General features: G+C 70.2%; 20 protein-coding genes and 1 pseudogene. 11 read left to right on the forward strand and 10 right to left on the reverse strand.

Translation table 11 applies throughout. The features are described from left to right. Positions 1–43: 43 nt before the first annotated feature. The 3 genes and pseudogenes from AB0I42_RS05150 to AB0I42_RS05160 form a co-directional block, all read left to right on the forward strand. Positions 44–706 (forward strand): annotated as a pseudogene (locus AB0I42_RS05150) (DedA family protein); the annotation flags it as partial. A 388-nt stretch (positions 707–1,094) separates the two neighbouring features. Next, complete coding sequence (locus tag AB0I42_RS05155; protein WP_357534343.1) at positions 1,095–1,679, forward strand: hypothetical protein; 585 nt, start codon at positions 1,095–1,097, stop codon at positions 1,677–1,679. A 235-nt stretch (positions 1,680–1,914) separates the two neighbouring features. Next, complete coding sequence (locus AB0I42_RS05160; RefSeq protein WP_357534513.1) at positions 1,915–2,514, forward strand: phosphotransferase; 600 nt, start codon at positions 1,915–1,917, stop codon at positions 2,512–2,514. A gap of 180 nt (positions 2,515–2,694) precedes the next feature. Here the strand turns inward: AB0I42_RS05160 and AB0I42_RS05165 are convergent, their stop codons facing one another. Together AB0I42_RS05165 and AB0I42_RS05170 are read right to left on the reverse strand one after the other, a co-directional pair. Continuing rightward, a complete protein-coding gene (locus AB0I42_RS05165) occupies positions 2,695–4,713 on the reverse strand; it encodes a hypothetical protein (RefSeq protein ID WP_357534344.1) in 2,019 nt (672 codons plus the stop codon). Between the two features lie 156 nt (positions 4,714–4,869). Then, positions 4,870–5,460, reverse strand: a complete 591-nt coding sequence (locus AB0I42_RS05170) for a hypothetical protein (protein ID WP_357534345.1) — start codon at positions 5,458–5,460, stop codon at positions 4,870–4,872. 237 nt (positions 5,461–5,697) lie between these two features. Here AB0I42_RS05170 and AB0I42_RS05175 point away from each other — a divergent pair, with 237 nt between their 5' ends. The 4 genes from AB0I42_RS05175 to AB0I42_RS05190 all read left to right on the forward strand — a co-directional run bounded on the left by AB0I42_RS05175 (position 5,698) and on the right by AB0I42_RS05190 (position 11,311). Continuing rightward, positions 5,698–6,444 (forward strand): methyltransferase domain-containing protein, encoded by a 747-nt coding sequence (locus AB0I42_RS05175; protein ID WP_357534347.1) that lies wholly within the window; start codon positions 5,698–5,700, stop codon positions 6,442–6,444. After that, complete coding sequence (locus AB0I42_RS05180) at positions 6,444–7,175, forward strand: DUF2071 domain-containing protein (RefSeq protein WP_357534348.1); 732 nt, start codon at positions 6,444–6,446, stop codon at positions 7,173–7,175. Before AB0I42_RS05175 ends, AB0I42_RS05180 begins: the two co-directional genes overlap by 1 nt. A gap of 49 nt (positions 7,176–7,224) precedes the next feature. Beyond that, positions 7,225–9,642: a CHAT domain-containing tetratricopeptide repeat protein gene (locus AB0I42_RS05185; RefSeq protein ID WP_357534349.1), complete on the forward strand. Its 2,418-nt coding sequence runs from the start codon at positions 7,225–7,227 to the stop codon at positions 9,640–9,642. 469 nt (positions 9,643–10,111) lie between these two features. Then, complete coding sequence (locus tag AB0I42_RS05190) at positions 10,112–11,311, forward strand: hypothetical protein (RefSeq protein WP_357534350.1); 1,200 nt, start codon at positions 10,112–10,114, stop codon at positions 11,309–11,311. A gap of 269 nt (positions 11,312–11,580) precedes the next feature. On the opposite strand, the gene AB0I42_RS05195 is transcribed toward AB0I42_RS05190, so the two are convergent. The 4 genes from AB0I42_RS05195 to AB0I42_RS05210 all read right to left on the reverse strand — a co-directional run bounded on the left by AB0I42_RS05195 (position 11,581) and on the right by AB0I42_RS05210 (position 14,723). Beyond that, complete coding sequence (locus tag AB0I42_RS05195) at positions 11,581–12,102, reverse strand: hypothetical protein (RefSeq protein ID WP_357534351.1); 522 nt, start codon at positions 12,100–12,102, stop codon at positions 11,581–11,583. Positions 12,103–12,528: 426 nt separating this feature from the next. Then, a complete protein-coding gene (locus AB0I42_RS05200) occupies positions 12,529–13,263 on the reverse strand; it encodes a class I SAM-dependent methyltransferase (protein WP_357534353.1) in 735 nt (244 codons plus the stop codon). A 107-nt stretch (positions 13,264–13,370) separates the two neighbouring features. Then, positions 13,371–13,694, reverse strand: coding sequence for a hypothetical protein (locus tag AB0I42_RS05205; RefSeq protein ID WP_357534355.1), 324 nt, complete (start codon positions 13,692–13,694; stop codon positions 13,371–13,373). A 678-nt stretch (positions 13,695–14,372) separates the two neighbouring features. Next, the gene (locus tag AB0I42_RS05210; protein WP_357534357.1) at positions 14,373–14,723 is read right to left on the reverse strand and encodes a hypothetical protein; all 351 of its coding nucleotides are present in this window, start codon (positions 14,721–14,723) and stop codon (positions 14,373–14,375) included. 481 nt (positions 14,724–15,204) lie between these two features. Between AB0I42_RS05210 and AB0I42_RS05215 the strand changes: the two genes are divergently transcribed. The 3 genes from AB0I42_RS05215 to AB0I42_RS05225 all read left to right on the forward strand — a co-directional run bounded on the left by AB0I42_RS05215 (position 15,205) and on the right by AB0I42_RS05225 (position 19,286). Continuing rightward, positions 15,205–17,823: a LuxR C-terminal-related transcriptional regulator gene (locus AB0I42_RS05215; RefSeq protein ID WP_357534359.1), complete on the forward strand. Its 2,619-nt coding sequence runs from the start codon at positions 15,205–15,207 to the stop codon at positions 17,821–17,823. Between the two features lie 381 nt (positions 17,824–18,204). Continuing rightward, positions 18,205–18,927, forward strand: coding sequence for a hypothetical protein (locus tag AB0I42_RS05220; protein WP_357534360.1), 723 nt, complete (start codon positions 18,205–18,207; stop codon positions 18,925–18,927). Further along, entirely contained in the window at positions 18,924–19,286 is a 363-nt protein-coding gene (locus AB0I42_RS05225; protein ID WP_357534362.1) for a transcriptional regulator, read from the forward strand. The genes AB0I42_RS05220 and AB0I42_RS05225 overlap by 4 nt, the downstream gene beginning before the upstream one ends. 126 nt (positions 19,287–19,412) lie before the next feature. Here the strand turns inward: AB0I42_RS05225 and AB0I42_RS05230 are convergent, their stop codons facing one another. Then, a complete protein-coding gene (locus tag AB0I42_RS05230; protein ID WP_357534363.1) occupies positions 19,413–19,988 on the reverse strand; it encodes a hypothetical protein in 576 nt (191 codons plus the stop codon). A 232-nt stretch (positions 19,989–20,220) separates the two neighbouring features. Between AB0I42_RS05230 and AB0I42_RS05235 the strand changes: the two genes are divergently transcribed. Then, on the forward strand, positions 20,221–20,757 hold the full coding sequence (locus tag AB0I42_RS05235; protein WP_357534364.1) for a hypothetical protein: 537 nt from the start codon (positions 20,221–20,223) through the stop codon (positions 20,755–20,757). A 40-nt stretch (positions 20,758–20,797) separates the two neighbouring features. On the opposite strand, the gene AB0I42_RS05240 is transcribed toward AB0I42_RS05235, so the two are convergent. The 3 genes from AB0I42_RS05240 to AB0I42_RS05250 all read right to left on the reverse strand — a co-directional run bounded on the left by AB0I42_RS05240 (position 20,798) and on the right by AB0I42_RS05250 (position 24,279). After that, a complete protein-coding gene (locus tag AB0I42_RS05240; protein ID WP_357534366.1) occupies positions 20,798–22,504 on the reverse strand; it encodes a CATRA conflict system CASPASE/TPR repeat-associated protein in 1,707 nt (568 codons plus the stop codon). A 23-nt stretch (positions 22,505–22,527) separates the two neighbouring features. After that, positions 22,528–22,893: a CATRA system-associated protein gene (locus AB0I42_RS05245; protein ID WP_357534368.1), complete on the reverse strand. Its 366-nt coding sequence runs from the start codon at positions 22,891–22,893 to the stop codon at positions 22,528–22,530. A gap of 69 nt (positions 22,894–22,962) precedes the next feature. Next, entirely contained in the window at positions 22,963–24,279 is a 1,317-nt protein-coding gene (locus tag AB0I42_RS05250; protein WP_357534370.1) for a macro domain-containing protein, read from the reverse strand. Positions 24,280–24,338: the final 59 nt, after the last annotated feature.

Here is a 24,338-nt window from a genome sequence, read left to right on the forward strand (position 1 = left end):
CCCTCATGGCCGAGGCCGCCCTCGGGTCCATACCCTGGTCGGCATGTCCCGCCTGTCGCAACTGTCCACGTACGTAGCTTCGCTGGCCCAGGAGTCCGATCCGTCCGAGGGTGGCCTGGTCGGTTTCGTGACCGACCTCATGGAGTGGCTCGGGGCCCCCGGCGCCGGTCTCGCGGTCGCGCTGGAGAACCTGTTCCCGCCGATCCCGAGCGAGGTCATCCTGCCGCTGGCCGGGTTCACCGCCAGCCAGGGCAAGATGAACCTGTTCGCCGTGATCGTCTGGACCACGATCGGCTCGGTCGTCGGTGCGATGGCGCTGTACTACATCGGGGTCGCACTCGGGCGGGACCGGGTCCGCGCCATCGCGGCACGGCTGCCGCTGGTGAAGCTGAGCGACGTCGACCGGACGGAGGCATGGTTCATCCGGCACGGAGCGAAAGCGGTCTTCTTCGGACGGATGATACCGATCTTCCGGAGTCTCATCTCCATCCCGGCCGGCGTCGAACGGATGCCGATCCCCACGTTCCTGCTGTACACCACGCTGGGAAGCCTGATCTGGAACACCGTGTTCGTCATGGCCGGCTACCTGCTCGGCGAGAGCTGGCACACCGTCGAGGCGTACGCCGGGACCTTCCAGAAGATCGTCATCGTGGTCGGGGCGCTCGCCGTGGCCGGGTTCGTCATCGCCCGCGTCGTCAAGGCACGACGCGGACAGCCGGCGACCGACGGCGACGACGTGCCGCCCGACGACAACATCGCGTGGCTTGACGACGACCTCGCACGGCCCGACGGCGACATCCCGCGGCCCGACGGCGACCACCCGCGGCCCGACTTTGTCGAGCCGTACCTGCCGGAGGCCGCGGTCGAGCCGCACACCCAGCCGTGGGCCGGCAGCGCGGGCCCCGCCACCCGCGGCACCGTCTACGGATCCGCACGAGTCCCGGCACACGGGGCCGGGACCGCCCCGCGCGGCACCCTGTACGGCACCCCACGCCAGCCGGCGGACGACCACTGACACACGGAAGTGAACGACCATCCCCGCTGGGCCGGTGTCGTCCCGCTCGACCCGGCCCACGACAGAATGCGCGTACGCGATGACGGTAGCGGCGGCCGACCAGTTCGTCACCGACGTCCGAATGCCTCCCGACCAGACCGACGACGGGCTACGCGCCGCCGTGGAGATCCGCCGCCGGTGGCCCGACATCGCCGTACTCGTGCGGTCCGAGTACGGCGAGAAGCGCTACGCCGCCAAGCTGCTCGCCGACCGGTCCGAAGGCGTCGGCTACGTCCTGAAGGACCGCCTCGCACAGGTCGAGGCCTTGTTCGATGCGCTGGAGCGCGCCACCGCCGGCTCCACCGCGCTCAACCCCGAGGTCGTACGGCGGCTGATGGCCGCGGCCAGCCACACCGACCCGCTCAGCCGCCTCACGCCATGGGAACGCGACGTGCTGCACCACATGGCGTGTCCCACACCACCGGCCACAGCCGCCGCGTCCTGGCGATCTGTGCTACCTCAACTCCTGACCGGCGACCGGCCGACAGGGGTCACTTCGTTGCCGGGAATTTGGCTGGTCCGGTGTCTCCCGCCACGGAAGGATCTCTGCCGTGATGCTTCACGAGAACGAGATCCCGGTCGACGAGGCAGTCGTCAGGTCACTTCTGCGGATTCAACGCCCTGACTGGGCCTCGCTGCCCCTGTCACCAGCAGGCGCCGGTACTGACAACATCATGTATCGGCTGGGAGTAGACCTCCTTGTCCGGCTTCCGCGAACAGCCGACAAGGCTCGCTCACTGAACAAGGAGCGGACCTGGCTTCCTCGGCTGGGACCACTTCTCACATGCCGAACCCCGGAACCGGTCTACGCCGGCACGCCGGCCCCCGAGTTCCCGCTGTCCTGGTCGATCTACCGCTAGATCGACGGAACCGAAGTCGATGCGAATGCCGTCCAGGACTGGGCCGCCTTCGGAACCGAGCTGGCAACGTTCGTCCACGAACTGCACGACATCGACCTCATGGGTGCCTCTCGCGCTGATGAACTGAGCTGGTACCGCGGAGGCAGCCTGAAGGATTGCGACGAGGACTTCAGCACCTATTTCGCGGACTGCCGGACCACCACGGCCGACGACCTCGATGTCGAAACCCTGGAACAACTCTGGCGTGCCGCCATCAGACTGCCCGAGCCCTCCAGCCCTCACGTGTGGCTCCACGGTGACCTCCGTCCCGCCAACCTCCTGGCCACGAAGGGCCAACTGCACGCCGTCATCGATTTCGGGGGTCTGTCCGTCGGCTTTCCCGCTGCCGAGCACGCTCCGATCTGGGACCTGCCGGCCCCAGCGCGACAGGCCTACTGGAATGCCATGAACCTTGACGACCTCACCTGGGCGCAGTCTCGGGCATGGGCCATCGCCGTGGGCATCGCCGGAATCTCCTACTACCGCAACAAATGGCCCGCCTTCGTGGCCGAATGCCGGACACGGCTCGAAACGATCCTCACCGACGCCGCGACACGCTGACCCCGAACTCCCGGGAGCCACAAAGGGCTCATTGACATTGCACGTGGTCGTGGTGGGCATACCGCTGCCGGTGCACCGTATTGGCAGCGCTCCGCAGAAGAGGAAGCCCTGGGTTAGGTATGGAGTGCCCGGCGATAGATCCCCGGGCCTTCCTGTCCCGTTCAAGAAGCCAGAGGCCGCCTAACGAGTTCCGTCGCGGCTGACGGCTTCGTGGTGCACCGGCAACCGCGCGCCGGGGCCGACCGCGATGAGGTAGCCGCTGTCGAGGACGATGAGCTGTTCGGTGGTGACCGAGAGGATTCGGTAGATCGGTCGTGGCAGGGTGACGGCCCGGATGGTGCGGCCCGTCGCGATGTCCCAGACCCGCACGACCCGGTCGGCGCAGCTGGTCGCCACGACCGGGACGCCGTCACACACGGCCGGCAGGACCGCCCGGACTTTGCCCGGATGTGCCAGTGCCGGCCCGGACGGCTCGCCGGTGGCGATGTCGGCGCAGGTGACGGTATCGCCCACGGCGCTGACCACCACCGCTCCAGCCACATGCAGGGCGGTGACGGCATCCGGTCCGGGCCACCTCATCGGGTTCACCGCGTGGTCGGCCAGACCGGTGCGCTCAGCGAACCGGCCGGGAGGCGGAAGTTCGGTCAGGTCCGCGCCGTCGAACCAGCGGATCCCGCCGTCGACGGCGCCGGTCAGCACGACGGTGCGGCCGTTCAGGTCGCCGAGCGCGACCGAGGTCGTCTCCAGCGACTCGGCTATGCGGGTCGAGACGCGCAGTGTCAGCGTGGCCCCGTCCCAGACGGCGAGGGTGCCACGGGCATCAACCATCGCGACGAGGCCGTCATGTGTGGCGGCATCCGACAGAACCGGCCCGGCCATGGACGGCCGAGACGCTGTCCGGATCTCGCCGGTGGCCGGGTCGACAACCGTCGGTACGAGGTCGGACATGGACAGAACCAGGTCTCGGCCACCGACGCTGACGGTCCGCAACCGCGGACGCCCACCTACCGACCGGTGCTTGTTGGTACGTTCGCCGACCGACCCGAGCTCCCGCCCGTCAGCCGAGTCGTACACCCGGTACGGGCCGTCCTCGTCGACAGCGACGACGACGGCCCGTCCGCCGACCGTGGCCGGGACCGCGTCGAGCAAGCGCGGCCGGTCCTCGGCGTCCTGCGTGGGCGGGTCGGTGAGCTCCAGCAGGTTGGTACGCCCTTCGGTGCTGCCGCCCTGTGCCGCGAAGACGAACCGGCCGCAGGCGGCGACTTTATCAACGTCGAATGTGAAGTCGGTCCGGATCGTTCCGCGAACGACGCCGTCACGCAGATCAACGATCCGCAGCGCCCGTGACTCGCCGAGCACGGCCCAGGCACCACCGGTCGCGAACGCCAGCGTCGCTCTCGGGCGCACGGTGGTGGAGAACTGTGCGACCGGCACCGCCGTCGCGGGATCCCAGACGGTCAGCAGGCCGCTCTCGGCGACGGTCACCGCACACCGCTGACCGTCGAGCACGGTCCAGCCGCCGCAACTTGTCTCCTCGGGCGCGGCCACCTCGCCGGTGCGCCGCAGCCCGTCGAGGTCGTGGAAGCACACCGTCCCAGTCCAGCGGTCCTCGCCGCCGAGGCTCAGGACGGCTGGCGTGCCGTCGGTGCTGATCGCGACGCGGGCGACATAGCCGCCGTGTGCGGCGGTCCTCGCCAGCAGCCGGCCGGTGGCCAGATCCCACTGCAGCAGGTAGCCGCCCTCGGTGCCGGTGACCGCGACACCGGCGCCGACCGCGAGCCTGCGCAGGCCGCCCGCCCGCCGGGGGACGTCGTCGGGGTCGGTGGCCAGCAGCAACTTGCCGGTGGTGAGATCCCACACGAGCAGCCGCCCGTCCTCGACCGCGACGACGGTGTCACCGGCGAATGCGGCATCCCAGTGGATCTTGTCCCGCCCCTCCAGCCCCAGCCGGTGCACCACACCATCAGTCAGTGAGGTACGGAACACCGTGCCCCCGGCAAGCGCCCACGCGAACGTGTCGTCCAGGTGCACCGCGGTGATCACAGAGCCGAGCTGGTGCGCCTGCCGTAATGCCCGGCTCAGCGGTTCGCCGGCGGTCCACTGTGGCAGCCACGCCGCCGGGCTCTCGGCCCGCAACTGTTCGGCGTGTTCGGGCTGTCCACGCCGCAACAGCGTCAGCATGCGCTCAAAGCGGTCCAACTTGTGTCCTCCCCGGGAATCATGAGCACGATACCCAGGAGGCGGATAACGGCCTCACCGTCAGGCCGGCCGGCTCACTCGCCCTATCCGGAACACCGCTCCAGGGTCATGAATAGGGGCCGCAGGGCTCAAGATTCGGCAGGGCGTGTTCGAACTTCACGATGCTGCGCTCGCGGGGTGGGCCTCATCGGTGGGGTGCATGACCAGGTGCTCTTCGGTCATGCCTGCGGCGATCCACTGCTCGACGGCGTCAGCAACCTGGACAGGCTGCTGCCCGGAGGTGTCCAGAACGGCGACGTGCCACTGGTCCTGCTCGACGAGACGCGCCACGCGGTCCCAGCGCGCGTCCGGTGCCGCGTCCTGGGTCAGCACGTCCAACCGCGGCAGCGGGTCGTCGGCGTGCTCACGCATCCATTGGGCGAAGCCGAGGTGCAGTTCAAGTAGCGCGGGGTCATCGCCGCGCTCGGTCAAGCGGGCGGTCTGGGTGTGTGGGTCGGCGTCGAGTAGGCAGACCGCGACACCGCCGGCCCGCGCGGCCGACGGCGCCGCGATCAGCTCGGCCGGCGCGACGGGGTCTCCGCTCAGCAGCAGGTGACGTCCCGTCGTCAGCAGCTCGACCGCGCGAGCCGCGGCGATCTCGGCGGTCTCCTGGCGCCAGCGCATGCTGACCGCGTCGGTGGCGGCGAGGTCGCAGAGCTCGACCGCCTCGAATGCCGCGCCGAGGCGCGGGGCGAGGTGCTTGCGCACGGTCGTCTTTCCCACGCCACTGGCTCCCGATATCAAGAACAACACGTTCGGAATCTTCCGACATGTCCGCGTGACGGCGCCAACCGTTAACGGCAAGGGCAGGCGTCCCTGACGACCTCGTACGCAGTGGGACGCCTGGGGGCGGGATGACCGGAGTGGTCGATGACCCCGGCCACCAGATGCCCGTCTCCGACACAGGACACCCGCTCAGCCACGGGTCTGTGGTAGGCAGTCCCGGTGGATCGACAGACGCTCAGCGCCTTGGCGCACTCGGACCATCCCATCGCCGCACCGGCCAGCGAGAGCACGGTGGACCGCCTGCTCGGCCGCGCGATCCGACGACCGGACGCCCACCTGTTGGACCTGGGCTGTGGTGAGGGGGCGTGGCTGGTGCGGGCACTGCGGACACATCCGGGGATCACGGCGGTGGGCGTCGACATCTCCGGGCAGGGGTTCGACCGGACCCTCGAGGAGGCCGCCCGCCTGGGCGCCACGGACCGGCTCGAACTGCGCCAGGAGGACGTGACCCGGTACCGGTCCCCCCGCAGGGCCGACGTCGTGCTCAGCGTCGGCGCCGCGTACGCCTTCGGTGAGCTGCTGCCCACCCTGGAGGCCGCCCGCGGGCACCTCGCCGAGGACGGCGTGGTCCTGCTCGGCGACTGTTTCTGGGAGCGGGAGCCCGAACCGGCGCTGCGCGCCGAACTGGAGGACGGCCCACAGAAGTACGCCGATCTGCCGACCACGGTGGCCCGCGTGGTCGCCGACGGGTGGACGCCGGTCTACGGGCATGTCAGCACCCTGGCGGAGTGGGACGACTACGAGTGGAACTGGACCGGCTCGCTGGCCCGGTGGGCGCTGGACCATCCTGATCACCCCGACCGTGACCAGGCTCTGGAAGTGTCCGCTGCCCACCGCCGCAGCTGGCTCGAGGGCTACCGCGGGGTGCTCGGATTCGTCTTCCTGCTGCTGCGGCCCAGCCCCTGATGACCGGGCGGATCGAGGACGTCACGCCGGAGACGGTGCGGCCCGTACGCCGGCCGTGGCTCGTGCAGAGCTGGCGGGACCTGACGTTCGTGCACTGGCCGGCCGATCCCGCCACGGTCGCCCCGCTGCTGCCGCCCCGGACCGCACCGGACACTTTGGACGGCGTCACGTACGTCGGGCTGGTCGCGTTCCGGATGGTCGGCCTCGGGCTCCTGCGCGGGCCCGGAATTCCTTATCTGGGCACGTTCTGCGAGACCAACGTGCGCCTCTACAGCGTCGACGACACCGGGCGGCGGGCCGTGGTGTTCCGCTCCCTCGACGCGGCGCGGCTGCTGCCGGTGCTGACCGCGATCGCGACCCTGCGGCTGCCGTACAAGTGGGCGTCGATGCGGCTGCGCCGCGAAGGCGACCTGCTGACGTACGCCACGAGGAGGCGATGGCCGGGCCGTGCGACCGGCGCGATGACGGTACGGGTGGGCGAGCCGATCGCCGAGCCGACGGCGCTGGAGCACTTCGTCACCGCCCGGTGGGGCCTGCACACCCGGGCCTTCGGCCGCACGATCCACCTGTCGAACGAGCATCCGCGGTGGCCGCTGCACCGGGCGACGCTCCTTTCGCTTTCCGACGAACTGCTGCCGGCAGCGGGGCTGGCGAAGCCGACGGAGGCGCCGGTGAGCGTGCTGTACTCCCCCGGCGTGCCGGTGCGGTTCGGCGGGCCGTCGGTGGTGTGAGCCGTACGCGGGGTATCGGCCCCGGCAACCGACCGGCTAGCGTCGGCGGGTGGACCTCCGGCAGGCCTGGATCTCGCTACGGGACGCGGAACGCGACGGCGACGGGGCCGCCATCGCGCGGGCGGCGGAGGCGCTGGCCGAACTGCCCGATGACGTCGCCGAGCGCCGGATGCTCGCCGAGATCCTGGGGTATGCGGCCGGGGCGCTGATCAAGCTCGGCCCCGGGCGTCTCGACGCCGCAGTGACGCTCGCCGACCGCGCGGTGCGGCTCGATCCGGATGCCGAGCTGGCGATGAGCCTGCCGCTCGCGCTCGCCCTCCGCTCGGCGGCGACGACCAGACTGGCCGACCTCGACCGGTCGATCGCCGTCGCCGGTCGACTGTCCGCCGACGAGGCGATGTTCGCGGTCGCGACGACGGCGATGCGGGCCGCACGCGGCGGGTCGCTCGACGAACTCGACGCCGCGATCGACCTCGGCCGCCGGGCGGTCGCAGGCCTGCGACGCGGCACCCCGGCCCGTCAGGTCCGCGCGGTGAGTCTCGGCGACGCCCTGTTCGCGCGCTACCTGCGTACCGGGAACACCGCGGCGTTCGTGGAGGCGGTCCGCGTCGTACGGGAGGCGACGTCAGCCCGGGACCGCGACATCCGTGCCTATGCGATGCTGCGCCTCGGCGAGTTCTATCTGGCCGGCCCCACCAGCCTGCCCCGGTTCATGCTGCTGTTCCAGGCCAGGCAGGCGGAGCGGCTGAGCCGGCCGGTACGCATGCTCCGCGCCCGGGCGTTGCACCTGATCGGCCAGGTGCAGCGACTGCGCGGCGATCACCGCCGGGCCGTCTCCGCGTTCGCCGAGGCGGCGGGGCTTGCGGATGCCGAGCCCGTACAGCGGGCCGTCAACGCGCGGCTGTGGGGTGACACCGCCGCCGAGGCCGGCGACCACCACGAGGCCCTCGCCGGCTACCGGGCGGCGCTCGACCTGCTGCCCTGGATCACCTCCTGGCGTGCGGACCGCGCGGACCGGGAGCACACGCTGACGGCGTTCGTGGGTCTGGCCCGCGACGCCGCGGCGGTGGCCCTCCAGGTCGGGGATCCGCAGGCCGCCCTGGTGCTGCTGGAGCAGGGCCGGGGTCTCCTCCTCGATCAGCTCATGTCGCCGCGCGCCCGCCTCGACGAACTCGAACGCGTCGCGCCTCGCCTCGCCGAACGTCTGGACGACACGATCGCGGCCATGAACGAGCCGGCGACGGTCGGCGAGGACCTGACCGGACGGGCCCGGCTGGTCCGGGAACTGGACGAAGTTTCGGCGGCCATCCGTAGTCTCGACGGTTTCGCGCGCTGGGGTCTGCCGCCGCTGTTCGCCGACCTCGAGAGTGCCGCGCGGGACGGACCGGTGGTCGTGGTCAACGTCGCGGCCAGCCGGTGCGACGCGCTGATCCTGACCGCCTCGGGCATGACGACGCTGCATCTGACGGAGCTGACCCTTGCCGACGCCACGGCCCAGGCCGAACGGCTACCGGACGCCGACGACGACGTACTCCGGGAGATCCTGGCCTGGTTGTGGCGCACCACCGTCGGCCCGGTCCTCGGGCACCGCGCCCTGCGGCCGCTGCTCGACGCGCCGGCGCCGCCGCGCCTGTGGTGGGTGCCGACCGGCCCGCTGGCCCTGCTGCCGCTGCACGCCGCCGGCGACGCGCTCGACCTGGTGGTTCCGTCGATCGCCCCGACCGTGACCGCACTGCTGCACAGCAGGGCAAAGCCGGCACCGGTCGCCGAAGCGCGGATGGCCGTGGTGGTCGTCGACCAGGTTCCGGGCCTGCCCACCCTGACCGGCGCCCGCCGCGACGCGCGGATGCTCGCCGACCGGGCCACCCGCCTCGACGGGCTGGCGACATCCGGGCCGCAGGACTACGGCGTCGTCCACTACGCCTGTCACGCCACCACCGATCTCGGCAGCCCGTCGGAGAGCCACCTGGTCCTCGGCCCGGAGGTGCGGCTGTCGGTCACCGACCTCACCCGCTGGCACCTACGGCACGCCGAACTCGCGTTCCTGGCCGCGTGCGGCACGATCCGCACCAGCGGCGCCCTCGCCGACGAGGCCGTACACATCGCCGGCGGCTTCCTGACCGCCGGTTACGCCCAGGTGATCGCCACGCTCTGGAGCGTCAACGACCAGCTTGCCCACCGCGTCGCCACGCACTTCTACGCCGGCGACCCGCTCGACGCCGCCCGCGCCCTGCACCACGCGGTGGCCGCCATCCGGCGGCATCCGACGTACGCGAACACCCGACGGCGTGGGCGGCCTATGTCCATCTGGGCCGCTGACGCCGCCGTAAGCGGGTGGCGTGGGTTGGATCGGCCCACGGTGGGCGCGCAGTGGCAGCCCGGGGCGGGTGCGATATCGGCGGCATCCGTGCGCGCCGTCGTTCGCCCCATCCCGGCGGACGGGTACGCCGGCTGGTCGTGGCCATGACCAGCCGGCCGCATACGGCAGTCGTGCCGCCGGCGATCCAGGCCGCCCGGTCAGTCACGGCTCGGCATCCGCTTCGCAAGCCGGTACGCGCACTTCTACCGATCCGCGTGCGTCCGTGAGAGGCTCCGGAGATGGGCAAGAGGGGCACGATTCTCCTGCTGGCAGCTGCTGTCGTGGTCGGTCTTGCCAGTCTCACGCTGGCCATGTCGCAGCCTTCTCGGGTCGGCCCCTGGCTAGCTGCTCTCGGCATGAGCTGTTTGGCCGTAGCCCAGGCCATTCGGCTGCGTGAGCTGAACAAGCACGAGGGTTGAGTTTCTGCTCTGAGGAGCACAGACGCGCCTACTGTCGGTGATCGGCCAGACACCGAAACCGCCACATCGACACTTGTCGTTCTAGGCTTTCTTCACCACCCGCCTGAACTGGTGTTGTGGGCATCTTTCCTTGATCTTCGACCTCTCGGAGTACTGCTATGCGCGTAAGAACCCTGGCCGCAGCACTGACGCTGGCGATCGGCGGCACGTTACTCATCGCAGCACCCGCCTCGGCCCATCCCGTGCTCACCGTGACCGCCAGCCCCACCACCGTGGTCTCCGGCGCGGACACCACGATCACGATCTCCGGCACGTCCAACGGCAATTACACCGGCGCCCGCATCGACCTGTTCTCCACGGGTGGCCCCGGCGCCCTCACATCCTTTACCACCCTCGAATCCTGCGGCGGCGGTCCCACCTGCACCGAGGTCGGCGCACTGTACCGCCTAGCGCTGCCCAACCTCACCTACGGCCAGGTCTTCTCCTACACCGTCACCCTGACCGTGGACGCCGTCACCGCCTCCACGACTTTCACGCCGAAGGCCCAGTTCTACAAGTCCAACAACAGCACCGAAGGTCCCCGCACCGGCCCGGTCATCACCGTCAACTCTCCGACCACACTCACCGCAGCGCCGGCAGCCACCGACGTGCGCCCGGGCGACACCTTCACGGTCACGCTGACGGCGACCAACGTCGACAATGTCGCCCGCACCTACCGGATAACCTCGGCCGATCTGCCGACCTACACCACCCTCGGCACCTGCACGGGCACACCCGCGGCCACCAGCACCTGCGCCGCCTACGGCACCACCGGATACGAGGCAACCGTCGCCGCATCGACGGCCGGCAGCGGCCAGAACGTGGCGTTCACCCTCAACGCGACCGCCGCGCACGCCTCGGACACGATCACGGCGGAGGTCCTGGTCGGCGGCGTCGTGAAGGCCACCACCACCTTCACGATCACCGTGACCAACCTCTACCCGGACATCCGGGCGACCAAGGGCACCCCGACCTACAACGCACTCAACCAGACGATCACCTTCCGCTGGAACCTGACCAACATCGGCACCGCCACCGCCACCGGGCGCACCGTCACCAGGACGGTCACCCCGGCAGGCCTGATCACCAACACCGGAGTGGGCTGCACCGGCAACGCCGACAACGAAACCTGCCCCGGCCCCAACCTCGCCGCCGGAGCATCAGTCAACCCCACCTACGGACGTACCGTCTCCATCCTCGCCCTGGGCACCTACACCGTCGAATTCCGCTTCACCACCCTCAACGACCCCAACCCGGCCAACGACACCATCACCTTCACCTGCACCGTCCTCACCGGACTACTCGTCACCTGCACCTGACCCACTAAACGGCAGGCCGTAACGGCAGAACAACCCGTACCGCCCCAGCCGTGACGCGTCACCCTCGCGGACATGCGCCACACAGGATCCCCGGCGACATGTCCGCGAGGAACAACATTCCCGCAACCCCCGTATCCGGCGCCCAGACAGGCCCGGGCTGTGAGTCGCCGGTGCCTGGCGGACGCCTGCAGCCACCGTCCCGGGCAACACCGGCCGGCTCGGTATTCCGAGCCAGTTGGCGGCATTGGCCCTGGCTCAGATCGTCTGTCTCAGCGCGCGACGAGGTGATACGTCGCCGTCACTCTGAACCCATGCCCATCGGTGCCGTCCAAGCGGACCGTGTGCGCGCCGGACGAAAGCTGGTCGACCATGGCCCAGATACCCCAGACCCGCATGGGAACGACCCGTCGGACGCGGGTGACCGGGTTGAATAGAGCACCCCGGACGTCGAACATCGTTGCCGCTTCGATGGTGACGACCGGGTGCTGCTCGCCGTCGACGTGAACGGTGCCGCGTGCGCGAGGCAGCGGCGGGATGTATGCGCCGTTGGGACACCACATGTTGAACGCTGGCATGAACAGCGGACGGTCGGAAGGAACGGTGCACCGCCGTTCGACAGTGCCACCGAAGCAGCCTGCGAGAAACCACACGTCCTTGGGCTGACGCATGTGCGCGTAACGGCCGTTCCGGTCCAGCAGCGGGTTCCGCCACGGCCCGGTGGCAGCGGCCCACTGCACCCAGCGGGCAGCGAGGCCTTCAGGGCTGTTCGCGCTGTATGGCAAGATCGACACGGAGGGATGGTAGCCGTTATAACAGGACCAAGCACCGCGCCGCTGTCGCTCCCGTGGCTGCCTCCGTTCGGCATGACAGGGCGGGCCGACGACGTTCGTCCGGGTCGCGTAGAGACCGACGTTCCGGTGGCCCGGGCTTAGGCTCCGGCCGGCGATGGTTGCGAATAGAAGCTCAGGCAAAAACCATCGCCGAGACCGCACTACCGAAGCACTCGAAGACCGTCGACCTGGTTCACCAGATCGCTCTCACGGTGATCGCCCAGCGGATCAGCCGCGCCTAGCGGCGAGTTCGGGGCAGCAGCGCGGGTTCGACGAGCCGGACCTCGCCGAGTTCGTCGACCGGATCGACCCGTCCTCGACTACAAGACGCTCAAATGGGAGCCCGCGCGCAAGCGCCCCGCACGATCGGGAGGCATGTACGACGGGTCAGTTGCGTTGGACGGTGACCGTGTAATCGGTTGTCGTGGCGGTCGCCGGCCTGTCCTCGTCGTCAACGAGGCTGGTGACATGTAGGTCGGCCTCGTCGCACATCACCCGGAACTGGTCCGGGGAGTACCAGTGCAGGATCCACTCACGCTGGACAGCCTCGATTTCAGCCGGAGTGATTCGTTCGTAGCGGGTCGTGGTGGTCCGCGTCTGTGAGACCGTGTCATGAACTTCCGAGACGGGGGTGTAGCGCAGGAGTGCCCCATCTTCCCCGATCGCCTCACGGGCCACCCCGAGTTCGTCGGCCGGCGTGGGACCGGGAACCCACAAAGGTATGAGCGCCGTACCGTCCTCGGTCAGATGCTCGCGAATCGCGCGGAGCGCCCGCACGGCCGTCTGGTCGTCGGGCAGGAGGTTGAAGGTGGGACCGGCAAGGTAGATCGAGCGGTACCGTCGCTCCAGCGACAGTTCCTGCATCAGCGCATGATGCAAGGTGACATCGAGGTCGAGCGTGGCGGCCCTGTGCCGGCATCGCTCGAGCATGTCAGCAGAGGAATCGACACCCTCCACATCGAGTCCCCGACGACGCAGCGCCAGCAGGGGATTCCCGTCCCCACATCCGATCTCCAGGCCGGGCTGCCCTGCCGTCTCGACGAACTCCGCGTACGGCTGCGGATCGAAGTCCGCCGACTTGAGCCTGGCGTACGCCTCGACGACGATTCCGGTGTAGAACATCGCCGCGTCATCGCGAGGCTACCGACGGACGGCGAGGGTGCGAGCCGGGTCCCGGGCCGCGCCCTCCCGACGCGGACGGGGCGCGGCGCCCGGCGGCGCGGTCGTCATCATCTGGGCGCCGGGTCGCTCAGGTCCAACTTGAAGGCGGGGCCGGGCCGTGACGGCTGCCAGCCGGCCGTCAGGGCTTGACGGACGCCTGCGGCCACTGTCCCGGGCAACACCGGTTGGCTCGGCAGTCCGAACCAGTTGCCGGGATGGGCACAGGGCAGCGCCGCGACCAACAGGGCGCCCGGCTGTTCCGCCTGCTCGACGACGAAGGTCAGTGGCGACCAGCCACTTCCCTGGGAATAGGTCGGCCTGCGCCGAACCGACCAACGGAAGGCGACGCCGTCGACGGTGATCCGTCGAGAACCCTTGATTGCCAGTGTCATCCGTAACCTCGCCTCTCCAGCACTGTCCGAGCGAGCACCGTAGGCAGGGATCCGTTTTCGCTGCTATCGAATTAGCGCGTCCGTTCGCACCGGTCCGTGCGGCTCGTACCCAAGGGCGCCAGTTGACGAAGGCCGGCGGTACGTCGACCGAGCGGTAGGCGGTCTGACGGAGGCGATCCGCATCCCTGGTGTTGCTCGAGGTGTACGTCGTGGCCGGCGTCCGAACGACGACGTGCGTGACGTCGGGTGCGCGCCGCGCACATCCGGGCCAGTCCTGCCTGCTGGATGCCAAGGATCTCTCACGTCCCCCACTCGGCAGGGTCTGGCGGCCACGTACGGCACGTTGGGTAGCGCATATCCCCAAACCGCTGTTGACGTCGCCATCGACAGAACTCACACCTCCGTGTGATTTCCAGTCGAACGACTGTCACCGATCATCGGCCACTCACCTATACGACGTCGGCCGCTCAGGGATGAGCAAATAGAATCGTTCAGCGGCATCGCCTTCGCGGAGTTCGAGACGTCCTTCAGACGAGCGAAAGTGCCTTCTGGTCTGGCTCATGAGGCGTCGTCGGCTTCATGTCACCAAAGCCCGAAGGCACTTTCGGCGTTCACCACATGTTGCGATGTTCACAGTTCGCACTCAGCGATAGTCGAACCAACCCTGGTCGGGGCGGTTCAGCCGAGCCGGAGCTGCCACCCCTCGATGTACGTGGGCGCGGTCACCGTCGACGGATAGTAGCCCCACTCCTCGCACAGCGAACCTCTGGCGCGCCATTTCTCGACGTAGTAGGAGACCTGGTAGGCGTGCACTCCGTAGTCCGCGTAGACCGTCTGGTTCGGCTGCACCTCGAAGCTGGTGGACACCCCGATCGCCGTGCTACGTATCTGCACGATCTGGGTGCTGACATTGATCGTGAGCTGTTCGGTGAGCTGGGCAGCCACGCCGACTGACGTGGTGACCTGGTGCGTCCGCGTTTGGGTGGCGGTCACGGTCGCCGAGACGGGATAACTCAGGCCGTTGCTCACGGCGCGACCGTCGCTGGCAAGAAAGACCGGTGTCGAGGAGACGATCCGGTAGCGGTGGGCTTCTCACTGGGAGCCGTAGCGGTTCCAGTACTGGAGGTCGGTCGGGCAGGCCACGATCGCCCCCGCGTGGGCGGCGGTGGGTGCGACCACTACCAGCGATGCGATGGCCATGCCAACCAGGGCGAAATAGGCGCCGAGTCGGGTAGGCCACGAGGTTCTCGCCCCGCCCCGTCCGCGATCCTTCGGACGTCTCCTGAAGATCATTTAGATACTCCTCCACGATAGACAGAATTGCTGTCCCTTCGTGCCGGCCGGCATGGCCGCTATGATGACAGCACTCGATCCCCCAAGACATCGGCAAACCTACCTATACCGATCTACCTAACCGCTTCGCGGAGGCAGGAACATGTCGTCGGTTGCGGTGCCTCGGCCGAGCGCGGTGATCGGTCGTACGGAATGCGGTCGTGATCTCGAATGTCTGGTGGACAACCTGCAGGCCGGCACGGGCGGCGCCGCCGCCATCTTCGGAGAGCCGGGGATCGGCAAGACCACCCTGCTGACCGCGTCGCTCGCGTACGCGAAGGCTCGTGACCTCTGCGTGGTGTCGGCTCCCAACGGCGCGCTCGACGATCGGCGCCCCTACGCGCCCGCACCGTTCGAGTGGTGGCAGCGCCTGCCGGACGGGCTGACGGAGTTGTCAGCCCGCACCGACGTACTCCTCGTCCTTGACGACCTGCACCGGCTGCCCCATTTCCTTGCACCCGTTCTCGACCGCCTACTCGAGCTCACGGTCTGCGCGCCGGTCCTGCTGATCGCCGCCTACCGTCCCCGGCAGCTTCCGTTGGAGGTGGCCGCCGTGGTCTTCCAGGCGACGTCCTCGCGAGCACTGCGGACATACCCGATCGGCGCGCTCTCGCTCGCCGACACCCGACAGATACTCGGCGACTGCCCCGATCTGGCCACCATCCACAGTGACGGGCACGGCAATCCGGCTTACATGCGAATGCTGGCCGCCGGATCGCCGGACACCTCCGACGCCGCCGGCGTGTTCTCCGACGAGCTCGCGCAACTCTCGCCGACCGACCTGCGAGCGGCGCAGCTGGCGTCGGCGCTGCGCGACCCGTTCTCGCCGGACCTGCTGGTCGCGGTCGCCACGGCCGCTTCCGACGAGACGCTCACGGCCCTCGACACACTGGTCGCACGGGATCTGATCCGACCGACCGAGCCGGCACCCCGGCTCGCCTTTCGACATCCGGTGCTCGCCGACGTGGTCTACGCCCGTACACCGGTCAGTCAACGCCGCGCGATGCATGCGCGGATCGGGGCGGAACTGGGTCGGCGGGGTGGGTCGATGGCGGCACGCGCGTACCACGTCGCACGGGCAGCCGACCCGACCGAGCCCGCGCACGTCGACACGTTGCTGGTGGCGGCCCGTGAGGCGACAGACGCTCACCCCGACGCGGCGATCGGCTGGTTGACGGTCGCGCTGACCCTGATTCCGGAGTCCGACGGCCGCTGGTACGAGGCGCAGCTCCTGCTGGCCCGGGCCCGGCTGCTGACGGGGCAGCCAAAGGCCGGCCGGGAGGCGCTGCACACGCTGCTTGCCCGGGAGCCGGCTCCGGACCGTCAGGTCACGGCGACCGCGCTGGTCCTGTCCAGCGAGGTGGAACGGCAGCTGGGGAACTTCCGGGAGGCGGACGCGATCGCCCGTACCGCGGCGCTCACGGCGCTCCCCAACGGAGACCGGATCATGAGCCGGCTGCGGCGTGAACTGGCCGAGAACGCGCTGGAGGCGCTGCACTACGACCGTGCAGCACGGCAGGCGACCGCCGCCACCCGGCACGCGCGCCGCAGCGCCGATCCGGCAGGCGAGATAATCGCGTTCAGTCTGACGGCGTTGGCGCGGTACTCCGACGACAAGCCGGGCAACGCCGAGACCGCTATCGGGCGGGCAGCACGGCAGGCCGACGCGACATCCGACATGGTGCTGCTGCGCGACCTTTCCTGTCTGTACGAACTGGCACGGGTCGAGGCGATCATGGAGCGCATCGGTGACGCCGAGCGCCACCTTGAGCGTGGGGTGACGCTGTGCCGTAGCAGCGGGCAGTCGCACATCCTTCCCGCGATGCTGAAGACCTTCGGAGACATCCAGCTTCGGCTCGGGCGGCTCGCGCGCGGCTTGGAGACCCTGGACGAGGCCGCGCACCTGGCCCGGACCAGCGACGACCGGCCGAGTCGGGCGCTGGTCGCCGGGCTGCGTGCAAACGCCCTGGTGTGGCTACGGGCCGGTGCCGACACTGCCGAGGCGGTGGCCGCGGCGGACGAGGCCGTGCGGGTCTGCGATGGGCACGAGACCGCGTTCGCCGTGGTGGTCCGCGCTATGGCCGCCGAGGCGTTGGTGCACGTGGGCGAGCCCGAGCGTGGCATCCACCTGACGCTGCGCGCAGCCGGTGGACGGGACCTGCCGCGCCTGCCGACATGGCGCCGGCCCCGACAGTGGGACCTGCTCGCTTACGCGGAGCACGGGACCGGCGGCGAGCCGGGCGCTGCCGACGGTTATGTACGGCGCGCCAGAAGTTACGCCCGGCGACGGCCGTCCCCGCTGTGTCTGGGATACGCCGGTCGGGCCGAGGCACGTGCCCACGGCGTACAGGGGAATCCCCGCGGGGCGGCGGAGACCGGTACGGCGGCCCTCGCCCAGTTCGAGGCCCGCGATGCCAAGCTCGATACGGCCCTCACCGGCCTGGTCATCGCCAACGCCTGTCTCGACAATCGGGTGGCTGACGGCGTTTCGGGCCACCTTGACCGTGCCGCTGGGCTGGCCGACGTGTGTGGGTCGCCACGGCTGGCGGAATATGTCGCGGTGGCCCGGCGAGCCCTCAACGCCACCCTGCCCCTGGCGACGGCCGCGCTGGACCAGCTCACCGCGCGCGAGTCCGAAATTGCGGCGATGGTCAGCACCGGAATGACCAACAGCCAGATTGCCGCCGACCTGGGGCTGAGCGTCCGTACGGTGGACGGCCACCTGTGGCGCGTCTACCACAAGCTCGGGGTGACGAACCGCGCCAGCCTCACCCGGCTCCTGGCCCACCGATCCTGACCGGCGGCCTCGCCGGATCCTGAACAGGTCCTTCAGCAGGGTGAGTGAGATCAACTACCCACCGACGAGGAAGCCCGGTTCCGAGTACCCGTGTACGGCGGCGCGACCGGCCCTATCGAAGACGCCGAAGCCGCTGCGGCTGCCGCAGCCTGGTGGTCGGCCGCATCCGGATTGCCGCCAACCGTGCGCGGCGCCAGCCGATCTCTCGATCAGGTACGAGCGGATGTCTGATCTTGATCCAGGTGTCGGTGTGCGATGACCGAAGTGTCGCGCACTCGCGCGGAGCCGAGGCACACGCGGGCCGCTGCCGCTGTGGGCGTGGTGCGGTAGCCGTCGAAGCTAGTACTAGCGGAAATAGGTTTGCTGTGGAAACCTATTGGCATGACCACTGATTCGTTACCCGCCGGCGGTGATCCCCGCCGGCTGTTGTCGGACGTGCGCACCCTCGCCCACCGGGTGCGGCTTGACCAGCGGGTGACCTGGGTCGCGCTGCTGGTGCTGGCCGCGGTGACGTTCGCGGCGATCCCGATCGACTGGTACTCCCTCTACGCCGACTGCGGGTCCGCTGGCGCGTGGATCAGCAACGTGGACGGCAGCTCCATGTGCCACATCCGGCGGGAGGGCGCGATGTTCTATTGGCCGCCGGCACTGCTGCTGGCGTACGCGGCGATCGCCGTGTACGCGGTGCGGGTGACCCGGGCACGGGGGCTGGGCGCCCGGGTGTTGCCGTACGCGCTCACCGGCGTCGCCCTGACTGTCCTGTTCACCGCCGCGTGGCTGCTGGTGCGCCTGTACCTGGCCGACCACCCGGCTCCGACCGACCCGCTCCCGGACTGGGTGATGCTGCTGGACCGTCTGGTCGCACCGGCCGGCACGATCGGGGTCGCGCTGCTGGTGCTGGCCCGGCTGGAGCGCAACGTCGCACTGCTGGTGTTCACCCTCGGATACCTGGTGCTGGTGTTGGTTCCGATCACCTTCTTCTGGCACCCCAATTGGGGATACGCGGGAATCCTGGGAGAGTTCCTGCCGCAGCAAATCGTCAACGGCGTCGTGCTGCTGCTGGGCGCGGTCGGCTTCGCGGTGGCCCGCCGGCGGCACCGGTGACCGCGGCGGCCGGGACCCCGGACCCGCACGAGCCATTCGCCCACCCGGTCACCGGGCTGGACGAGGTAGTGCACCAGCGGGTGCGGCTCGGGATTCTCACCATCGCGCACGAGGCGCGCCGGGTCGAGTTCGGCTACCTGCGCACCCAACTGGAGCTGACCGCCGGGAACCTCTCCAAGCATCTGAGCGTGCTCGAAGCGGCCGGCCTGATCGAGGTCGAGAAGGGCTACGCCGGCCGGCGCGGCCGTACCTGGATCAGGCTCACCGCCGCCGGCAACACCGCGCTTGCCGACGAGATCGGGCGGCTGAAGCAGCTCATCGCGCGGGTCGAGACCGCCGACACCCAGGAGGACCGATGACCATCACACTGACCCGCCGACACCTGCTCGCAGCCACGCTCGCAACCGGGGTCGCCGTGCCGCTCGGCGACGCCAGCCGCGGCTGGGCGGCGGCGGCCGCGGGTGGCCCGGTACGGCTCGTCCTCGTCACCCGTGTCGGGCCGTGCAGGCCCGGCACACCTCGGTCGTTCCCAACCGCGCCAGCGCCCACAGGTCATGCGACGGCAACACCTGATCCGCACCGCCTGGCAGGCACTGCGGCACTGCCCCTCCGGCCCTGACCGCGTGCGCCACCATCCGATGTCCGTCCGGCACGATGATCGCGACGTTGCTGTAGTCATCCGCTGCCGGCCCGCCGTCCACCGTGGTGGAGCGAATGGGATTGACTACCTCGTACCAGATCTTGAGGTCAGGCTGGTCAATCGCCCGCGCGGCCATTCCAGGGTCGACCTTGGAGGCGTTCAGCAGTAGCAGAGGGCCACGGGCGCGTTCGACATCAACCCCGGGCCGGTATAGCTCAACCACCAACCAGGCGACCCCGGGCGCCGCCTCCCGCGCGGCGTCGGCCTCCGCTCCGTGTGGGCAACGCAGCACCGGCACCTGCCCTGACTCCGGCGCTACACGATCGACCAGTACGTACCGCCGATCACGCTCCCGCAACGCCTCCGCGACGGCGTCAACCCCGTACCCGTAGAGCACCACACCCCGTTGCTCCTCACCCACCCCACCATTCTCGACCCCAGCGTGCCGAAGCGGCGGCACACGCGATACCAACCCCTACTCGGCGGCATGGTCGGATGACGGATCCGGTTGCCATGACAGCCAGATCCACCATTCGATACGGCGGGCCAGCGGAGCGGATCGGAAGCACATCGGCAGCGGGTCGGGCCTTTCTCGGGAAGCACCCGTCGCGGTGCAGTGGACGCACTGATCGCCTGCTGCGCGAGGAGGGGCCATGTCCGACGGGAAGTGGAGTCAGCTCAGCAATTCCTTCGAGTTCGTGCACAAGAACCTCGACGGCTTCAAGATCAAAGAAAAGGTCGATTCGATGGGGATCGACGGCTACATCAACTACTGCGCGCTGCTGGCGGCCGGAAGCGGTGCCGTGGCCGGGGTCGGCGGACCGATCACGTTCGTGGTCGGTGTTCCCGCCGACGTCGCCAACACCGTCGCGCAGCAGTTCCGGGTCACGCTGGCGGTGATCTACCACCGGACCGGCCGGTACGCCGTGTCCTTCCCGGAGTTCATGAAGATCGTCGGCCTGTCCCTCGGGGTCGAGGTCGGCGTCATGGGCCTGCAGCAGGTGGTGCGGGTCGTCGCCCAGGTGATCCTGAAGAAGCTCACCGCACGCGTCGCGGGCAAGGTGATCCCGTTCGTGGGTGCGGCGGTGGGGGGTGGCCTCAACTACGCCTTCATCAAGGCGATCGGGGGGACGCTGCTCGCGTTCGAGGACAGCATCTTCAACGGCCGTCGGGAGCTGCCGCCCGGGTGACGGCCGGTACCGGCCACCCGACTACGCGGGCAGGACCGGCTCAGGGTGCGCGGCGGTAGGCGTCGAGGTCGGCGAAGTCGCCCGCGGCCAGCCAGTCCTGCCCGTGGTCGTCGACGGCGCAGCCGGCGAGCCGCAGCCGGTGGGCGAGCTTACGCCGGAAGTCGGCGCTGTCCCGCAGCTGGAGGAAGTTGCGCCCGTCCAGGTCGGCCACGGGACGGTGGGAGCCCGCCTTGACGATGACGGTCCGGTCGGGATAGGCGGCCAGCGCCATGCCGAGTTCCAGCAGTACGTTGGGGCGGGCCTGCATGCCGGTCGCCCACTCGTGGGGTTCGTCGGTGTCCAGGCGCAGGCTGGGGTGCAGTCCGACCACGTCGTCGGGGGTCAGCACCACCACGGCCGCCCGCGCGCGGGTCACCGCGTGGGCCACGACGTCGCCGAGGAACGGGGTGGCCATGCCGGTGCCCGAGACGAGGGTCTCCCACTCCAGCGGTTTGAGGTCCAGGGCGCGCAGCAGGGTGAAGATGCCGTCGCGGACCGCGGCGTCGCGGCCGTGGACGACGAACACGCTGCGGGCGACGTCGTCGGCCGGCGCGCCGGTGGCCGGTGGCCGGTCGACGCCCGGCGACGGCGGGTCCGCTGGCGGGTCGACGGGTCGGTCCCCGGTCAGGTGGCGGGCCCGGGCCGCCGTCGTCTCCAGGTGTTCACGTTCGTCGTCGAGGTGGGTGAGCAGCCAGTCGATCATGTCCTGGTCGTCGGCGAAAAGTCCCTGGACGGCGGGCGGGGTCCTCCCCCACGCGGCCGCCATGTTGTGCTTCGCCACGCCGACGGTGTGGCGCATGGCCCGCAGGTCTTCGACCGACAGGTTCGCGTCCCGCTGTACGGCGGTCAGTGCCCCGATCACGGCCGCGGAGGTGTCGCCGGCGCGGACGTCGGCGGCCAGCGCGTCCACGCGGTCGCGCAGGTCGTCCGACGGGTTGTCCCGGCGCAGCACCCGCAGCTGGAAGCGGGCCTTCGCCGTGTGGAGCAGGTAGCGGGCCAGTGGCGGGATGGCCGCGCTGCCGTCGGACCACACCCACGCGCTCACCGTGGCGTCGTCGTGCGTCGGGGCGGCCAGCAGCAGTCGCCGTTCCCACCGGGCGTCGTCGGAGTACGGCAGCTCCCAGAGCAGCGCGGAGTCCCCGAGCTGGGCGGGTTCGGCCCACCGGGGCGCCGGGCCGGGCAACTGCCCCGCCAGGGCGCGGCCCACCGCTGCCCGCCCGGCGGACGGGATCCCGGCCGGACCGGCGTCGGACAGGCCGGTCACCCCGGCGAGATAGATGCGGACCACACCCAGCAGCGGGGCGGTCCGACCGACGGCCAGGGCGGTCCACTGCCGGTCCAGGTCGTGCCACCGCGGCCAGTGGGCGGGCGCGGCGTCGGTCGGCGGCGGTCCGGGGGCCAGCGCCAACGACAGGTTGAGCAGGTCGTGGTGGCGGCGCAGTACGGCCTGGTAGTCCGCGTCGGCGCGCTCCTGGCCGGCGAGGATCCACTCGGGTCCGGTGCCGGCCGGGGCAGGCAGGTCGGCGGCGGTTTCGGGTAGGCGTGCCGGCGCGTCGAGGCCGGGGATCTCGTCGTCCAACCGGAACAGGTGGCGGCAGGCGTCCCACAGGTCACGCAGCGCGCCGTACGCCGCGGTGGCGTGGGGGCCGGCGGCGGGTGCGAAGACGTGGACGACCATCTGCTGGTCGACCAGGCGGGGTTCGGCCACCGCCGGCTCCGCGTGCGGCCCGGTCACCGCCTCGACGGCTTCGCCGGTGCCGGTCCGGCCGGCGGGTAGGCGGCGGTCATGGCGTCGACGGTGCGGCCCACCCGTTCCCGCACGGTCTGCGGCACGGAGCGGTCCGGTGGGGCGGAGACGCGCTGGATGCGGTCCGGGCCGGCCAACTCCAGCGCGGCGACCGCGTGCGCGAGTGCGGCGAGGTCCCGGGCGGCGATGGCGGCTTCCGCATCGGTCAGCAGTTCCTCGACCGTCGACCAGCGCTGGCCGGGAAGGTGCCACTCGATCAGGTCGGCCAGGATGTCCCGCGCGTCCCGGACCGCGTCGGGTTCGGATGCTTCCGGACCGGCGGCCGGTTGTGGCGGGAGTTGGTTCTGCACCCGGCCGTCCTTTCAGCCCGATCCTTCGAGGTCAGTCCGACTTTTCGAGGTCAGGCCGATCCTTCGAGGTCAGGCCAATCCTTTGAGGAACGATGCGACGTCCAGCATAGCGGTCCGTTGGAGGTCCTCCGGTCGGACGACGACGCGCAGTTCCCGGCTCACCGGCCGGTTTCGTGACCGTCGTACGAACGACTCGACGATCGTGGCGATCAGTGTCGCGGGCTCGATCCGGTCGACCCGGGCCAGCCCCGCGCCCATCACGGGCACCGCCACCGGCTCCCGGCGCCCGTGCAGGTCGACCGCCTCCCAGAGGTTGTCCAGGCTGTGCCGTAGGCGGTCGAGGGAGGACCGTGCCACGAGGTCGTTGCCCATGACGCTGTACGCCACGGCGAAGACCTGGCGGCTCGATCCCCGCAGCACCGCCACCGTGCCGACCGGGTAGCGGGCGAGTTTCCCGCGCCGCTTGTCGGCGCGCGACTCCACGGTGACCGGGTCGACGGTGCGCAGGGCGTTACGCAGGTCCCGGTCCAGGCGGGTGCGGTCGCCCCCGTAGAGGCGGTCGAGCACCTGTCCCTGGAGACTGGTGCGGCTGATCACGACGTCCTGCGTGATGTCGGTGTCGAAGGTATCGCTGAAGCCGACGGCCAGGTGGGCACCCTCCTGGGCGAACAGGTCGCCGCCGGCGACCACCACGGCGGTGCCGAGTGCGGCCAGGTCCCGCCGCAGGGTGCCCGCCCGCGTACGCGACCGGCCGCGCAGCTCCACCAGCATGGCGGCCAGGCCCGGGTCGTCGGGGTGTTCGGAGTGCAGCACCGCACCGACCCGCAACGCCTCGTCGAGGAGTCCGAGCTGCTGGTACGCCTCGACCAGGGCACGGCAGGCGGCGGCGTGCATGGGGCGTAGCCGTGCGATCGTCGCCCGTGCGAACGCGTACTCCTCGACGTGGAACAGCGGGCGGCCCCGCCACAACGCCACGGCCTCGGTGAGCAGTTCCACGGCCGTCGCCGCGTCGGTCTGCTGTGCCCGCGCGAGCAGGTCACCGAACCGGTGCAGGTCGACGTGGTCGCGCCCGACGGTGAGCCGGTACGCCGAGGTGGCCGCGCCCCGGTCGGTGGGGATCAGCAGCGACTCGGCGCCGTCGCGGTCCGGTTCCAGGGCCCGGCGCAGTTCGAGGATCCGCTTCTGGACGCTGATCCGGTCCTCGCGCCGCACCGTGCGGGCCTGCGTCGGCCAGACGTCCCGGAAGATCTCGTCGACGGTCACCAGGTCGCCGTTGGCGATCACCAGTCGCGCCAGTACGGCGATCGTCGTCGGGGTGAGCTTGACGGCCTGCCCGTCCACCTCGACGACGGTCGGTCCCAGCAGCCCGATCCGGACCCGGCTCACCCTCGGCTCCGGCCGGCCGCCACCTTCACCAGAAGCGAATCGGAAGCACGTCGGAAGCA

The organism is Polymorphospora sp. NPDC050346 (assembly GCF_040655695.1).
Lineage (GTDB): Bacteria > Actinomycetota > Actinomycetes > Mycobacteriales > Micromonosporaceae > Polymorphospora > Polymorphospora lycopeni.